Source organism: Chloroflexota bacterium (assembly GCA_011322445.1).
Taxonomy (GTDB): domain Bacteria; phylum Chloroflexota; class Anaerolineae; order Anaerolineales; family DRMV01; genus DRMV01.
Genome location: DRMV01000035.1, coordinates 1 through 14,462, shown reverse-complemented (window position 1 = coordinate 14,462; position 14,462 = coordinate 1). Strand labels below are relative to the sequence as shown.

Annotated in this window: 12 protein-coding genes and 2 tRNA genes; 7 read left to right on the top strand and 7 right to left on the bottom strand. The window is 61.7% G+C overall.

What is annotated here, in order from left to right; translation table 11 throughout:
- Window positions 1-48 precede the first annotated feature (48 nt).
- A complete protein-coding gene (locus tag ENJ54_07135) occupies window positions 49-423 on the top strand; it encodes a hypothetical protein (protein ID HFC09602.1) in 375 nt (124 codons plus the stop codon).
- A 217-nt stretch (window positions 424-640) separates the two neighbouring features.
- On the opposite strand, the gene ENJ54_07130 is transcribed toward ENJ54_07135, so the two are convergent.
- From ENJ54_07130 to ENJ54_07115, 4 genes are all read right to left on the bottom strand, one after another.
- A complete protein-coding gene (locus ENJ54_07130; GenBank protein ID HFC09601.1) occupies window positions 641-3,445 on the bottom strand; it encodes a leucine--tRNA ligase in 2,805 nt (934 codons plus the stop codon).
- A 65-nt stretch (window positions 3,446-3,510) separates the two neighbouring features.
- Window positions 3,511-4,596: a hypothetical protein gene (locus ENJ54_07125; protein ID HFC09600.1), complete on the bottom strand. Its 1,086-nt coding sequence runs from the start codon at window positions 4,594-4,596 to the stop codon at window positions 3,511-3,513.
- Between the two features lie 360 nt (window positions 4,597-4,956).
- Window positions 4,957-5,032, bottom strand: a tRNA-Ala gene (locus tag ENJ54_07120).
- 50 nt (window positions 5,033-5,082) lie between these two features.
- A tRNA-Ala gene (locus tag ENJ54_07115) sits at window positions 5,083-5,158 on the bottom strand.
- A gap of 78 nt (window positions 5,159-5,236) precedes the next feature.
- Between ENJ54_07115 and ENJ54_07110 the strand changes: the two genes are divergently transcribed.
- Entirely contained in the window at window positions 5,237-5,584 is a 348-nt protein-coding gene (locus ENJ54_07110) for a hypothetical protein (GenBank protein HFC09599.1), read from the top strand.
- 446 nt (window positions 5,585-6,030) lie between these two features.
- Here the strand turns inward: ENJ54_07110 and ENJ54_07105 are convergent, their stop codons facing one another.
- The 3 genes from ENJ54_07105 to ENJ54_07095 are packed head-to-tail and all read right to left on the bottom strand — an operon-like array spanning window position 6,031 to window position 7,981.
- The gene (locus ENJ54_07105; protein HFC09598.1) at window positions 6,031-6,960 is read right to left on the bottom strand and encodes a DegV family protein; all 930 of its coding nucleotides are present in this window, start codon (window positions 6,958-6,960) and stop codon (window positions 6,031-6,033) included.
- The gene (locus ENJ54_07100; GenBank protein ID HFC09597.1) at window positions 6,896-7,285 is read right to left on the bottom strand and encodes a hypothetical protein; all 390 of its coding nucleotides are present in this window, start codon (window positions 7,283-7,285) and stop codon (window positions 6,896-6,898) included. Before ENJ54_07100 ends, ENJ54_07105 begins: the two co-directional genes overlap by 65 nt.
- Window positions 7,286-7,330: 45 nt before the next feature.
- Window positions 7,331-7,981 (bottom strand): isoprenylcysteine carboxylmethyltransferase family protein, encoded by a 651-nt coding sequence (locus ENJ54_07095; GenBank protein ID HFC09596.1) that lies wholly within the window; start codon window positions 7,979-7,981, stop codon window positions 7,331-7,333.
- Between the two features lie 71 nt (window positions 7,982-8,052).
- On the opposite strand from ENJ54_07095, the gene hydA reads away from it, so the two are divergent.
- The 5 genes from hydA to ENJ54_07070 all read left to right on the top strand — a co-directional run bounded on the left by hydA (window position 8,053) and on the right by ENJ54_07070 (window position 14,340).
- Complete coding sequence (gene hydA, locus ENJ54_07090) at window positions 8,053-9,471, top strand: dihydropyrimidinase (protein ID HFC09595.1); 1,419 nt, start codon at window positions 8,053-8,055, stop codon at window positions 9,469-9,471.
- Window positions 9,472-9,540: 69 nt separating this feature from the next.
- Complete coding sequence (locus tag ENJ54_07085; protein HFC09594.1) at window positions 9,541-11,073, top strand: hypothetical protein; 1,533 nt, start codon at window positions 9,541-9,543, stop codon at window positions 11,071-11,073.
- Between the two features lie 21 nt (window positions 11,074-11,094).
- Complete coding sequence (locus tag ENJ54_07080) at window positions 11,095-11,703, top strand: hypothetical protein (GenBank protein HFC09593.1); 609 nt, start codon at window positions 11,095-11,097, stop codon at window positions 11,701-11,703.
- Complete coding sequence (locus ENJ54_07075) at window positions 11,700-13,097, top strand: hypothetical protein (protein ID HFC09592.1); 1,398 nt, start codon at window positions 11,700-11,702, stop codon at window positions 13,095-13,097. The genes ENJ54_07080 and ENJ54_07075 overlap by 4 nt, the downstream gene beginning before the upstream one ends.
- A gap of 46 nt (window positions 13,098-13,143) precedes the next feature.
- Window positions 13,144-14,340: a hypothetical protein gene (locus ENJ54_07070; GenBank protein ID HFC09591.1), complete on the top strand. Its 1,197-nt coding sequence runs from the start codon at window positions 13,144-13,146 to the stop codon at window positions 14,338-14,340.
- The last annotated feature ends 122 nt before the right edge of the window (window positions 14,341-14,462 follow it).

The window sequence follows — 14,462 nt, the reverse complement described above, 5'->3', positions numbered from 1 at the left end:
GGTGATGCGTTCTGTGGTAGACTTCATTTGGGAGTCCTTTGGTGAGAGATAGATGATGCGTTTATCTCTGTTATACCAGAGGACTCCTTTTCTACAACATTTGAGTGCTCCCTGGCGTTTCGCAAACGCAGAACCTACACACCCGAGTTCAAAGCAGCCGTTGTATTGGCTGTCATCAGTGGGGAGAAAACGGTAGCCGAAGTCTGCCGTGAGCACTGCATCAAACCATCCTTGCTGACCCGCTGGAAACAGCAGTCCTGCGGTACATGGCGCCTCACCGCCCAACTGCGACGTGCGCCTTACTGGATGCAGGTCAGCCGCAAGCGGGTGCAACGGGTGATGCGCCAAAAAGGCTGGCTGCAAGGTGTATCACCACAAGCGGATTCACTCGTCTTTGGGCGATCTCACGCTCGCGGAGTTTGAGGATGCCTGGCTGGCAGAGCAGGCTGAGGAGAAATTTGTTTTAGCCCCGTGAGTTGGCGTCCAACTTTTGGGGTCCACTACACCCATAAACCTTGGGATTGAAGTTTGCCTTGCGTTGTCTGAAGTTCAAGATTTATGCTACGAGCAAAAGTCCTGATTAAGCAAAAACCTGTCAGGTCTGCAAGACCTGACAGGTTTTTTGTTTGGTTTCGCGGCCCTATACCACAATGTTGACCAGTTTGCCGGGGACATAAATGACCTTGCGGGGCGATTTCCCTTTTAAGTGGCGTTGCACCGCAGGGCTGGCTAATGCTTTTGCCTTGGCTTCTTCAGCCTCAATGCCCACCGGCACTTCGAGGCGGTCGCGCACTTTGCCATTCACCTGCACCACCAAGGTAACGCTGTCTTCTTTGGTGGCTTCCGTGTCCACTTCCGGCCAGGGCTGGTTGTGGATGGAATACGGCTTGCCCAGCACCTCTACCCACAGTTCTTCAGCAATGAACGGCGTGATGGGCGCCATCATCCGCAGGTAGAGGTCGAGGGTTTCCTGCCACGCTTCGGTGCCAACGGTTTGGTCACGCAGGCGCTGCATCTCGTTGAGCAGTTCCATCAGCGCAGCGATGATGGTGTTGAATTCGAAACTCTCAAAATCGCGGGTGACCTTATCCAGCGTTTGATGCAATTTACGCCGCAGGGCGCGCACGGCTTCGGGTGCGGGGTGCGCGGGCGGCTCGGCCTGGGCGGTTTCCGTCACCATGTTCCACACCCGGCGCAGCCAGCGCACAATGCCGCCGATGCCCTGGCTGTTCCACGGGCCGCCCAGGTCCCAGCGGGCAAAGAACATCAGGTAAGCCCGCACCGTGTCGGCGCCATAGCGCGCCACCAGGTCGTCGGGGTCCACCACGTTGCCCTTGGATTTGGACATCTTTTCGGCTTCCAAATGATACACCAAATCCAGGTGGCGGGCTTCCGGCTTGTCGGGAATTTCCACCGTCGTGTTCTCGTCTACATGCACTACCACGAGGCGGGCATCTTTGAGGGGGTCTTCGCCTTCGGCGTAGGCGTTGACGCGCACTTTGAGTGTGGTTTCGTCGCGGGCATACACCTCGCCGCGAATTTCGCTTTCGCCCTGGAAGAAATCAGGCCATTCGCTGCGGGGCGTTCCCAGAGGCAAGGCGGCAATGTGCTCAGCATGGAAGGCGTTGCCTTCCCAATGGCCGCGAATGGTCACAAAATGGCCGTCGCGCGGCTCGCCCAGCACGATGCCCTGGTTGCGCAGTTGAATCATCGGTTCGTCGCCCTGCACAACCCCGATATCGCGCAGCGCCTTATAGAAGAAACGCACGTAGAGCAGGTGCATGGTGGCATGTTCTGCGCCGCCGGTGTAGGTGTCAACGGGCGCCCAGTAATCATACTCGGCCTGCTCAAAGGGGGCTTCCTCACGGCCGTGCAGGGCCAGATAGGCCAATTGATACCACGACGAATCCATGAAGGTGTCCATCGTGTCGGTTTCCCGCTCGGCAGGGCCGCCGCACACCGGGCAGGTGGTGTGCTTCCAGGTGGGGTGGAATTTGAGGGGGCTTTCGCCCGTAGGCCGCCATTCCACATCGTCGGGCAGTTCCACGGGCAGTTGGTCTTCGGGCACGGGCTGCCAGCCGCACTTTTCGCAATAGACCATCGGGATGGGCGTGCCCCAGTAGCGCTGGCGGGAAATCAGCCAGTCGCGCAGGCGGTAGTTGGCCGCGCGCTCACCGATGCCCTTGGCTTCCAGCCATTCGATGACTTTCATGATGCCAGGGTCGCTCCAGCCTTTGCCCTTGACGATGCGGTTGCCGGTGAGTGGGCCGCTGTTAGCCATTTCGCCGGGGCCGGCGTAGGCTTCCTGCATGGTGGCGGCGTCCAGCGGCGTGGGGTTGCCGTCCTCCCCAATGGGGAAGATGACCGGGCGGATTTCCAGGCCGTATTTCTTGGCAAACTCGAAGTCGCGCTGGTCGTGAGCGGGCACGGCCATGATCGCGCCGCTGCCGTAGGACATGAGCACATAGTCGGCAATCCAGATGGGCACCTTTTCGCCGTTGACCGGATTGATGGCGTACGCGCCGGTGAACACGCCGGTTTTCTCGCGCTCCGCGGCCTGGCGTTCCATATCCGAGAAACGAGCGGCCTGGAAGCGGTATTTTTCCACCTCGGCGCGGTGGCTTTCGGGGGTGATTTCGTCAATGATAGGGTGTTCTGGCGCCAGCACCATGAAGGTCACGCCCCAAAGGGTGTCGGGGCGGGTGGTGAAGATTTCCAGAGTGTGCCCGTGTTCGGTTTTGAAGAAGACGTTGGCGCCCTCGGAACGCTCGCCAATCCAGTTGCGTTGGGCGGTTTTGATACGTTCCGGCCAGTCGAGGCCCTCAAAGCGTTTGAGTTCCTCCGCGTAGTCGGTGATGCGGAAGAACCACTGCTCCAGGTTTTTCTTGATGACGGGCGTGCCGCAGCGCTCGCAGACGCGTTCCTCGCCAATGACCTGCTCACGCGCCAGGGTGGTGTTGCACGTCGGGCACCAGTCCACCGGCGACTTTTTGCGGTAAGCCAGGCCGTGTTTGTAAAACTGAATGAAGAACCACTGGTTCCAGCGGTAGTATTCAGGGTCGCAGGTGACCACTTCACGCCGCCAGTCGAACATCGAGCCCATGCGGCGAAGTTGCTTGCGCATGTTCTCGATGTTGGCGTAAGTCCATTCGCGGGGGTGAATGTTGCGCTTGATGGCGGCGTTTTCGGCTGGCAAGCCAAAGGCATCGAAGCCCATCGGAAAAAGGACATTGTAGCCCTTCATGCGCAGGTAGCGGGCGCGGGCGTCTGAGGGCGTCATGGCATACCAGTGGCCGATGTGCAGGTTGCCCGATGGGTAGGGAAACATGGTGAGGGCGTAGTGTTTGGGGCGGTTGGGGTCAATGTTGGCCTCGTAGAGCTTGTCGGCCTCCCATTTCGCCTGCCACTTGGGTTCGATTTCAGAGGGGTTGTAGTTTTTGGTCATGGCGACCTCCGGAGCAAGGGAATTAAGTGCTTTGTGTTGGGGTGTTGGGCGTTAAGTGTCAGGTGTCAGAGTCTGATGAGCGCGCCGCAGTATTCGCAACGCAATTCCTTCATGCCCTTGACGATCGATTGGGTAAACAACGCCCCGCAGGCGGGGCAATGGGTGGGAATTTCCCGCGGCGGTGTGGCAGGGCTGCTTTCGGGGGCTGCTTCTTGCGGCTGTGCGCTGGCGATGGCTTCCTGTGCGATATCGCCGCGCTGCACCTGCTTGATGCGCGCCGCCCACTTTTCGTTGTCCGCGCCGCCCAAGAGGCGCAGCACGGCCCTGGAAATGCGCTTGCCTTCGGTGGCAGCGGTGAATTGCAAGGTCAGCATTTCCCGCTTGCCCAGGCCCAGGAAACCGCCGCGAGCGTCGGTGGCGTCCAGCACTTCCACCGCGCCGATGGGCGCGGCAAATTGCATTTCCTGCACCAGTTTCTTTTCGGTAGCGATGAAAAGCACTTTCTTGGTCGCGACCTTCTCTTTTTGCTCCATGATGACACGAGCATCGGTGAGGAAGAAAATGCCCTTGGGGCCTTCGTCGTCGCCACGGGCGATCCATTGGGCTTTGGCGGCGTCTACCAGGGCTTCGTCGGGGTAAGAGTCAAAGGAAGCCCCAGCCCATGCCTCGGCTGCCCAAATCAGGTGATCGAGTTCGCGATTCACGGCATTCACGCGAGCGGCGAAGTTATCAAAAGTGCCGGTTACGCCGCGGGAGGCTTGTTCGATACGCTCTTCCACGCGTTCCAGAGCATCGTCGGCAGCGTTGAAATCGTTTGTGGTGGCGGCGCGACGCCCCTGGCTAAGCACGCGGGCGATGTCGGCGTCCAAGCTGCTCAGCGAGATGCGCGCCCGGCTCAGGGCGGCATCAGCCTGGCGGCGGATGGCAGGCCAGTCGTCAGCGGCCTGCTGGGCGCGGGCTTCCACCGTTTGGGCGTAGCGGTAACCGCTACCGCGCAGGGTGTGAATTTTATCGGCAAGGCCGCGCACCCTGGCTTCCAGATCGCCAACGGCTTCCAGCGCATGGTTCAGGGAAGCCTGCGTTTGCAGTTCAGCGGCTTTGTCTTGCAGGGCAGACCAGCGGCGAGCGCGAGTTTCGGCGTCCAGTTGCATTGCAAAAATCTCCTTTCCGCCTGTGGCGGGGTAAGGGGAGAAGAAAAAAGCCTTCGTCCCAAACAGGGACGAAGGCTTGGCCTCCGCGGTACCACCCTGGTTGCCGCGCCACGGCGCGCGACCACTTGGGGGCGCGATAACGGGCGCACCCGCCGTCGGTTAGCCTTCAGGTTCACCGACGGGAGGCCCCCATGGGGGGGCGCAGGCGAGTTCAGCCTTGGTGCTCGGCAAAGGCACCCTTGCCGGGCTTCCACCTTCCCCGGCTCGCTGTGCCGATGGCTTACTACTCCTGCTTTGGGCTATGACGCTTTGTGAAGTGCCTTACGAAGACAACACCCGGCGCGGGGACCGGGTGCTGAGAGGTGGACCCAGAGGGACTCGAACCCTCGACCTTCTCAATGCCATTGAGACGCGCTCCCAACTGCGCCATGGGCCCACGATCACGATGCGGGGGTATTTTACCATCCCTGCGATGTTTTGTCCACCAGGTGGACCTGGCGGGATTCGAACCCGCGACCTCTTCAGTGCGATTGAAGCGCGCTCCCAACTGCGCTACAGGCCCAGTCACCAAGCGGTGGGAATTGTACCTGAGAGGCGGGAGGGTGTCAAGAAAACAAAGGGCATGTAACAGGCCTTTTGCTTGATCTCTCGACGGCGCAAGCCGGGTAGAACCAGGGTTGAAGAAGAACGCCGTTATGGCCTAACCAGCCTTTCTCCCCAGGAAGCCTCTGCAGAAACGCTCCTCCAAGCCGTGCGGATGTATTGGCGCATTGAAAACAGCCTGCATTACCGACGCGATGTGACTTTTCAAGAGGATAAGTACCGAACCCGCTGGGCCACCTTAGGCCAAGTCATGGCCGCATTGAACAACTTACTCATCACCTTCTTCAACCAATTTGGCTTTACCAATCACGCCCAGGCGCGGCGGTGGTTTGACGCCCACTGGCGAAGGTACGCCTTGAGTTTGTGTTTAGAGCTGGGAGGATAATAGCCTCGGCCCCCCGATTGTAGATGGGCACACCGGCCTTGCTAAAATTCAGACTTGGTGTTTCCTTGCTTTTGGAGGTGACGGCTAAGCACGCTCCACTATTATCTGCTCACCAAGGGCCACTAAACCCCGCTTGTGCTCTTTAACGCGTGGCTCCGCAGCCACATACCCCTCCACGCGTCCCTTTATCCAACTTTGCAAAAGCCCTGTTGCCTCTGCCGGGGTTCCCGCCGCTGTTGGGCGCGGCGGGCGCCTGCGGCGGGGTGTTGCTGCCCGTGTGCGGCGTCGCCGTCGCCGTGGGCGTGGACGTGGGCACCACCCAAAAAACTTTCTGTTGCCGACCAAGTGGCAAGTTGAATCATAGGGCTTTCGCTCGAACTCCGCAACCCTGCCATCGAGGCTTTTCAACCCGCTTGAGCGAAAGGCCTAAATGAGGCGAAACGATTTCATTCGGCCACAAAAGCCACCCCGACCAGCCCCTCGCCTGCATGGACGGAAAGCCCCGGCGTCAATTCGGCGTAGAGGCGCTCTTCCGGGCAGGGGATGGCCTCACAGAGGATTTTCTCGAATGCCCGGGCTTCCTCCGGCGCGTTGATGTGCAAAATGCTGAGCCGCTGCGGCGGGCGTTCCCCGACGTGCTGGCGCGCCAGAGCAAGTACCCGTTGCCAGGCTTTCCGACGGGTGCGGGCTTTTTCCAGCAATGCCAGTTCACCGTCTTTGATGGTCAAAATGGGCCGGATGTTGAGTGCCCCTGCCATTTTAGCCACCATGTGGCTGACCCGGCCGCTCATCGCGAGGTATTTCAGCGTGGCGAGAGCGGCGTAAAGGTGCGTGTGCTCACGCGTCCACTCGGCAGCGGCAATGGCCTCGGCCACCGAAGCGCCCGCGGCCACGGCTTCGGCCGCGGCCAGCACCATGAAGCCTTCCCCTATGCTGAGAGAACGGGTGTCGACCACCGTGATATCGCGCTGGGGCAGCATGGCGCGCGCGGCCTGCGCGGCTTTCCAGGTGGCGCTGACTTTGCTGCTCACCGTGAAGCAGAGCACCTGCTCGGCCCCCTGTTCGAAGGCTTCCAGGAAGGCGTCGACAAACTGGCCCGGCGCAGGGGCAGCCGTGGTCGGCAGGCGGCCTTCCTGGCGAATGCGGGCAAACGTGGCGGCGTCGTCGAGGTCGTAAACCGCTCGCAGGCTCTCGTCGCCAAAGTGCACCATGATGGGTACCTGCCAGATGCGGTAACGAGCGGCCACTTCGCGGGGCAGGCTGGCGTCGGTATCGGTCACCAGGGCAATTTTGGGGGTGGTCATGGGCGCCTCAGCGGGGAAGTTGTCGTTTGCTCCAGGCGATGCTCCACAGCCCAAAGGCGATGCAGGCAGCATTGATGAAGCCGTTGAGCAGGCCGTTGGCAAGCGAGAGCGTATAGACCTGGTGCTGAATGTTGAAACTGAAATCCAGCACACCCAGGAAGGTCAATGCGCCTCCTGTGGCAGCCGTCCAGAGCGGTGCGAAGCGACTGCCGCGGAAGTTGGCGCGTGCGGCCTGCACCAGCAGCGGTGTGAGCCAGGCCAGGTCGGGCAAGGGGAAGGCCGATTCGTAAATTTGCACAGCCCCGCCCGGCTGGGGAAAGGCAAAATACGTGGCCCACCACAGCACGATGCCAATGGCGAAGATGGTTTGCAACACACCCATGGTTTTGGCTTTCATGGCTCCCTCCAAAGCGGCATAGAGTGAAGGCGGAAATCGACGAGATTAAGGCTTTCGAGGCCAGCGAGGGATGAGCATGGGAACTTTTTGCTGGTAAGCGCGATAGGCTTCGCCATATTCGGCCAGCAGTTTGCGTTCCTCGAAATAGGCCCCGATGATGATGTAAAGGGTCAGCGCGGCATAGAAAAGGGCAGTATTGAGCGTCATGGCGGGCATCAGCCAGATGAAAAGCAAACTGCCGCTATACATCGGGTGGCGGACCCAGCGATACGCCCCGCGGATGACCAGGTGGGCTTCTTGCGCCGGTTTTTCAGGGCGCAGCCCCAGGAAGGCCCATAGGTCGGTGCGTAACGTGGCATCGATAGCCAGCGCCAGGCCGGCAATTTGCAAGGCTGTGGTCACGTAAACCCATGGTGGATGGATGACATAGAGCACGCGATCGGGCAGGGCTGCCGGCAAGCCCAGCAGGGGCAAGAGTAAAAGTGTGAAGACGACGTTATAGGCCAGTCGGTACCAGCGGAACGCGGCTTCCCCCAGGTGTTGGCGTACCCATTGCTTGGCCTGGTGTGAGGCTGTCAGTGAGTGGAGCAGGCCATACGACCCAACGGCGAGGAAAATCAAGAAGGCGTTGCGGAGCATGATGCTTGCCTCGCATGGTGGGAAGCGAGCCGGGAAGTGACCGTTCCATTTTACCATTGCTGTTTTCGCCCTGAAACGATGTACAATTAGGCAGAAAGTCCTTATTTCTTTCTTTTTTGGAGGTAGCCATGACCACCAAATTGCTCTTTCGCGGCGGTACGCTGGTGACGGCTTCCGAGATGTTTGAAGCCGATGTGCTGGTCGCTGATGAGAAAATTGTGGCGGTGGGGCGTGATCTGGTCGCCGCAGACGCCGAAGTGGTAGATGTGCACGGCAAGTTCCTGTTGCCCGGTGGCATTGACCCGCATGTGCACTACGACCTGCCAATGTTCAACACGGTTTCTTCCGACGACCACTATACCGGCACTAAGGCTGCCGCGTTTGGCGGCACCACCACGGTGATGGATTTCATCCCGCAGGATTGGCCCACCCTGGAAGAAGCCGTGCAGGCCTGGCACAAGAAAGCCGCCAAAGCCGCAGTGGACTACGGCTTCCACATGAACATCACCCGCTGGGATGACCGTACTCGTGCCGAACTGCCCCGTCTGCCCGAATGGGGCATCACCACCATCAAGGTGTTCACGGCCTACAATGGCCGCTTGCGCCTGCAAGATGGCGAAATTTTCGAGGCCATGCGTTTGGCGTGGCAGCACGGTATTTTGACCATGCTTCACGCTGAAAACGGTGATGTGATTGAGATTTTGGTGCGCGAGGCGCTGGAAGCCGGGCATACCGAGCCTATCTGGCACGCCCGCACCCGCCCGGCCTGGGGCGCGGTGGATGCCGTGCTGCGGGCTTCTATGCTCGCTGCCCAGGCCGAAGCGCCGCTTTACATTGTGCACATGAACACCGCGGGTGGGGCAGAAATGCTGCGCTATGCTCGCGAGCAGGGCTTGCCCGTGATGGGCGAAACCTGCCCCCAGTACCTTTTCTTTACCGAAGACGACCTCGCCCGCCCCGATGGCGCAAAGTGGATTTGCTCGCCGCCGATGCGCACGCGCGACGACAATGAAATGCTCTGGTATGCTCTCGAGCAAAACTGGCTCAGCACCATTGGCACCGACCATTGCCCCTTTTTCTACGACGGCACCAAACCCATCGTGTACGAAGGTGAGGAAATTGCCATCCCCGGCAAGGAATTGGGCAAGGATGACTTCACCAAAATTCCCAATGGCCTGCCCGGCGTGGGCGACCGCCTGCCCGTGCTGTGGACGAAGGGCGTGGTGGAAGGCCGCCTCACGCCGCAGCAATTCGTGGCCTACACCAGCACCAACCCGGCCAAAATCTTTGGCCTTTACCCCCGCAAGGGCACCCTGGCCCCTGGCGCGGATGCCGACATCGCAGTGTGGGATCCCGACCGCAAAGTGACCTATGGCGTGGCGGTGGCGCAGCACCGCACCGATTACAACCTCTACGAAGGCTGGGAACTGACCGGCTTTCCGGTACAAGTTTACCTGCGCGGCCATCTCATCGTGCGGGAAGGCGAATGGCTGGGAAAGCGGGGCATGGGGCGTTTCCTCAAGCGCGGCCGCCCCATGGTGCTGTAACCGGTCTGTATTGCTGTGCGGGAAGGCCGAGGCAGTGGGCCTTCCCGCACCGTGCTATAATGCCTGCCTATGGCACATTTGGTATGGTTTTCCGCAGGGGTGTTGTGGGCTGGCGCGCTGGCCGTGCTGGTAGGTGAAGCGCGGGGAATGACGCGCGCCCGGCTGTGGTGGCTTTCCTTGCTGGCCGCTGCTGTTGCCTGGTTGCTGGGGGTGCTGGCGGTAGCGGCTGTGGCAGGGTGGTTCCCTGTGCCGTGGCAGGGGGCAGACGCGTGGCCCTGGCTGCATGATGCTGTGCCAGGGGTGCGGGTGTGGCGCCTGGGGAAAGCCCAACAGCCCCTGTTGGTGTTGGCGTTGACGGCGGTGTGGGTAGTATTGCTGGTAGACGCAGCCCGCGCCGAGCGGGTTGCCAGCGAGGGGTATGGCTGGGCGGCGTTGCTGGCTCTGGGGGGGCTGGCGGTGCCCGCGGTGCTGGCGGCGACCCCTGTGGCCTGGGTGATGTTTTGGGTCGCGTTGGATGCAGCGGCGTTTGTGGCCGATGCAGGGCGTTTATCCCGCCCCAAGCATCGCAACCAGGCGGTGTGGGTGCTTTTCCTCCGAAGTGCCAGCTGGTTCATGGCGCTGGGTGGCGCGGCTGCAGCCAAGGGGGCGTTAGGCGCGGTGGGCGTGGCGTTATGGGGGGGCGCGCTGGCGCTGCGGTTGACGGTGGCGGCTTTCCAGCCCGCGGTGATGGCTGCCGACCGTCCGCCGTGGCGGCTGGCGCTGGCAGCGTTGAATACGCTGGCTACCCTGGCTGCGATGGGCTGGCTGCACACAGTGGGCGCGGCAGCCCCCGCGTGGATGCTTTGGGGGACAGCCCTGCTGGCATGGTGGGGGGCCTGGCGCTGGGGTGCGGCGAGCACGCCTTTGCGGGCGATAAGCGCCGGCGGCATGGCGTTGGGTAGCCTGGCTCTGGTGGGCGCGCTGGCAGGGACGTGGCAGGCTTCTCTTGCGTGGGCGTGGTTGGCGGTGGCGCTGCCGCTGGGCATGGCGCTGGCTCCTCACCGGGGACGCGTGTTGTGGCCTTTCTTTGCTGCCTTGACCCTGCCGTTGGGTTTGTTGCCCTTGACCGCGGGGCAGGCGGCCGCGGCCGTGTGGGCGCTGCCTTTTCATGGCTGGATGTTGCTGGCCTGGCTGGCTTTGGCGGCCAGCGGCGTGGCCTTGGGAAGGCAAGGCATTCGGCTTCCGGCAGACTGCCCAAAAGCCACGCGTGAGGGGCGGGCTTTTTGCCTGTTTGGTCTGGCGCTGTGGGCGGTGGTGCTGTGGTTGGGCGTGTTGTGGCCGCCGCTGCGAGGCGTTGGAGGGCAGGGTTGGCTTTGGGGCCTCACAGCGTTGGGGGCAGCCGCCGTGTGGTTGAGCGTGACCGGGCGCGGCTATCTTCATACCGATCGCGCTGAGGCGTGGGTCGCGCGCGGGGCGGCACTCGCGGCTGGGACGCTGTTTTGGGGCGCGTACCGCCTGGTGGGGCGCACGCTGCAGTTCTTCTCTCTCTTGTTGGAAGGCGAGGGCGGCGTGCTGTGGGCTTTGGTCTTGCTGGCGATGCTTGCTGTGCTGGTGCAACATTAGGGTAATGCCATGACTTTCTGGATGACATACGGCCCAGATTTGGTCGCCGGTTTCGTTTTCGTGGCTGGTGTTTTGATGCTGGCGGGGGGGGATTGGCGCTGGCTGTTGTTAGACCTGGCGTTGGTTTATGCCGGTGCGGCGGCGTTGGTGGCATTGGCCTGGCCGTGGTCGCTGGCAGCCACGGTGGTGGTCAGCGGGTGGATGGCGGCTTCGGTGTTAGGCATTTCCCAGCGCAGCCTGGAAGCCCCTTTGCCTGCAGAGCGGCTGAGCGCGAAGGCCCTGCGGCTGCTGATGGGGCTGTTGGCCGGTTTGCTGGCAGCGGTGTTTGTGCCCCCCATGACGCGCTGGTTGCCTGAGATGAACCCCTCCCAGTTGTGGGGCAGCGTGGCGTTGATGCTGTTGGGGCTGTGGCAGGTGGGGCTGCGGAGCACGCGCCCGTTGTGGGTGGTCAGCGGGTTGTTGACGGTGTTGGCCGGTTTCGAGGTGTTGTATGCCGTGCTGGAGCAATCGCTGTTGCTGGCGGGACTTTTGGCGCTGGTGGTGGTGGCGTTGGCTTTGGCGGGCAGTTACCTGGTGTTGCAGCAAGCGGCTGAGGAAGAGATTGTGGGAGAAGAGGAGTTGCCCCTATGAGCGCGCCGCTGCTGTGGTTGGTTTTCCCCTTGGGGGTGGCGGGATTACTTTTGCTGGCAAGCAATACCCGCAGCGCGTCGCGCTGGGGGGCGGGGGTGGCGCTGTTGCTGGCTTTGCTGGCCTGGCAGGTGCCCATTGGGCAACCTGTGCCCCTGGTGGGCGATTGGGGTTTCCGGCTGGCCCCCCAAATGCGCGTGTTGGGGCGGCAATTGGTGCTCACCGATGCGATGCGGCCGTTGTTGGTGTGGTTTTTCCTCGGTGTGGCCGTGTGGCTGGGCGGCGCGTGGGCGGCGCGCATGGAGCCTTCGTTTGTGGGGCTGGCGTTGGGCGTTAGCACGGTGCTGCTGATGGCGCTGGCCGTGCGCCCGTTTTTGTATGCCGCCCTGCTGGTGGAAACAGCAGCCTTGCTGGCCGTGCCTTTGCTTTCCCCGCCGGGAAGCCGTGCCGGTAACGGTTTGCTGCGCTTCCTTACTTTCCAAACGCTGGGCATGTTGTTCATCTTGCTCACGGGCTGGATGCTGGTGGGTACGGAAACCAGTTTGCCCGGCTCGGCGCTGGCCTTGCGGGCAGGGGTGTTGCTGGGGGTGGGCTTTGCCCTTTTGTTGGGGGTGTTCCCCTTCCATAGTTGGATGCCCATGCTAACCGCCGAAATTCACCCTTATGCCTCGGCTTTTGTGCTCACTGCGGTCACCACGGTCATCGGTGCTTTCGGGTTGGGGTTCCTGGAACGCTACACCTGGCTGCGGCAATCGCCGTTGACTTACCAGTGGCTGGTGGCGTTGGGGGTGGTGATGGTGGCGCTGGGAGGGCTGCTGGCTGCCTTCCAGCGGCATGCAGGCCGGGTGCTTGGTTACGGGGTGCTGGTGGAGGTTGGCCTGGGGCTGTGGGCTGTGGGTTTGGGGAGTGCGGAAGGCGTGACGCTGTTTTTTGCCTTGTGGCCGGCGCGGGTGGTGTTGTTTGCTCTCTGGGCCTTGGGGCTGAGCGGCCTGGGGCGACGTCGGGGCGGCTTGCGCTACCGGGAACTGGCGGGCGTGGGGCGCGAGTACCCGTGGTTGACCGCCGCAGCCGTTGTGCCGCCGCTGGCTCTGGCAGGCACGCCGTGGGCTGCAGGGTTTTCGGCGCGTTGGGCGCTGTGGCAGGCCGGGCTGACTTCGTGGCCGCTGCTTTTGGGCATGTTGGTGGGGACGATTGGGCTGGCTGCCGCGGCGGCGCGTTTGCTCGGCGCTTTGGTGGTGGGTGAGCAGGCCGTCCCCTGGCGCGCGCGGGAAGCCGCCGATGAACGCCTGTGGGTGTGGGTGCTCATGGCGGTGACCTTGGGGCTGGGGTTGTTCCCCAAAAGTGTGTGGCAACACGCCCAGGCCATCCTTGCATGGTTGCCGCATTTGAGCCGATAGCCTCGCCTTGTGCTATAATCGCTCCATTCTGGGCAAGGAGGACGCGATGGCAGAAGAGGATGCCTTGCAGCAGCGTTTGAAGTGGTTAGAAGAAGAGCGTCGCAAGGATCATAGCCTGTTGTTGGCGCTTCAAGAGCGCCTGGTCGCGTTGGAAGGCGATTACCGCGCGGCGCATGAGCAGATTAAAACTTTGAGCAGCGACGTGGCGCGGGTTTCGGCGGCCCTGGGACGCATGGACGCGCTGGAAGGGGCGTTGGCGCGGGTGGAAGAAGAAAGTGCAGGCCGGGATGAGGATGTGGAAACCCGCCTGACGGCGCGCTTGCACGAGAGCGAAGGGGCCTTCCGGGAGGAGGTTGAAGCCCTGCGGCGTTACGTCGGTGAGGCCCACAAGAAACTTGAGGGCATGGCTACCCTCGAGCGCCAGATAGCCCAGCACGTCAAAGAGTTGCAGACCCTGCGTGAAGGGCTGTCTACCTTGCAGAACCGGGTGGAGAGCGTGGAAGAAGTGGAGGAGGAACGCACGCGGGTGGTGCACCTCTTGCAGGAAAGCCAAACCCGCAACGCCAAACGCCTGGTGGATGTGCAGGGCGAGGTGCTCGCTTTTCGCAAGCGGTTGGATGAGCAGCAAGCGCAGGCAGAGGTGTTCGGGGAGACGCTGCGCAAACTGGAAGCCCGTTTGCAAGATCTGGCCGCGGCTGAAAATCGCCGCAAGCAGGAACAGAAGGACTTCCTCGAAGCCCAGAACCGCCGCTGGTTGGCGTGGGAGCGTACCTGGAAAGAGTGGGAAACCCGCTTCCAAACCTTAGAGACCCTCAGCCAGCAGGTAGAAGAACGCTTGCGCGCATGGGATGACCTGCAGCGGGAAGTCAAGCGTGCTCAACAGCAGTTCGAAGGTATGAGCGAGCGGCTGGAGCGGCGCATCAAAGAGATTACCGAAGTGCAGCGCCTGGCTGAAGAGCGTTTTCGGCAGGAATGGGCAGCGTTCAAAGCCGACGACCAGAAGCGGTGGGCGAATTACCTCCTCGCTCAGGACGAGCGCGGGCAGGAAATCGACCGCCGCCTGGAACGCATGAACGAGCAACTGGTGGCTTTGCAAGATGGCCTGCAGGCGTTGGACGATTTGGTGCATGTCAGCGATGAGCAACTGCGCAAGCGTTTGCAAAGCCTGTTGGCGCTGGCGCAGGATTGGATGAGCGAATACGATCGGCTGATTGGTGCGGTCGGGAGCACTCAAATGTTGTAGAAAAGGAGTCCTCTGGTATAACAGAGATAAACGCATCATCTATCTCTCACCAAAGGACTCCCAAATGAAGTCTACCACAGAACGCATCACCCAAATCAAAGACCTCATCGTTGCTGAACTTC

What these genes read in the sequence shown, in the direction of transcription:
- ENJ54_07080 (HFC09593.1), top strand. Translation starts at nt 11,095, where the DNA reads ATGACATACGGCCCAGATTTGGTCGCCGGTTTCGTTTTCGTGGCTGGT.
- ENJ54_07105 (HFC09598.1), bottom strand. Translation starts at nt 6,960, where the DNA reads ATGCTGCCTGCATCGCCTTTGGGCTGTGGAGCATCGCCTGGAGCAAAC.
- ENJ54_07085 (HFC09594.1), top strand. Translation starts at nt 9,541, where the DNA reads ATGGCACATTTGGTATGGTTTTCCGCAGGGGTGTTGTGGGCTGGCGCG.
- ENJ54_07125 (HFC09600.1), bottom strand. Translation starts at nt 4,596, where the DNA reads ATGCAACTGGACGCCGAAACTCGCGCTCGCCGCTGGTCTGCCCTGCAA.
- ENJ54_07130 (HFC09601.1), bottom strand. Translation starts at nt 3,445, where the DNA reads ATGACCAAAAACTACAACCCCTCTGAAATCGAACCCAAGTGGCAGGCG.
- ENJ54_07070 (HFC09591.1), top strand. Translation starts at nt 13,144, where the DNA reads ATGGCAGAAGAGGATGCCTTGCAGCAGCGTTTGAAGTGGTTAGAAGAA.
- hydA (HFC09595.1), top strand. Translation starts at nt 8,053, where the DNA reads ATGACCACCAAATTGCTCTTTCGCGGCGGTACGCTGGTGACGGCTTCC.
- ENJ54_07095 (HFC09596.1), bottom strand. Translation starts at nt 7,981, where the DNA reads ATGGTAAAATGGAACGGTCACTTCCCGGCTCGCTTCCCACCATGCGAG.
- ENJ54_07100 (HFC09597.1), bottom strand. Translation starts at nt 7,285, where the DNA reads ATGAAAGCCAAAACCATGGGTGTGTTGCAAACCATCTTCGCCATTGGC.
- ENJ54_07075 (HFC09592.1), top strand. Translation starts at nt 11,700, where the DNA reads ATGAGCGCGCCGCTGCTGTGGTTGGTTTTCCCCTTGGGGGTGGCGGGA.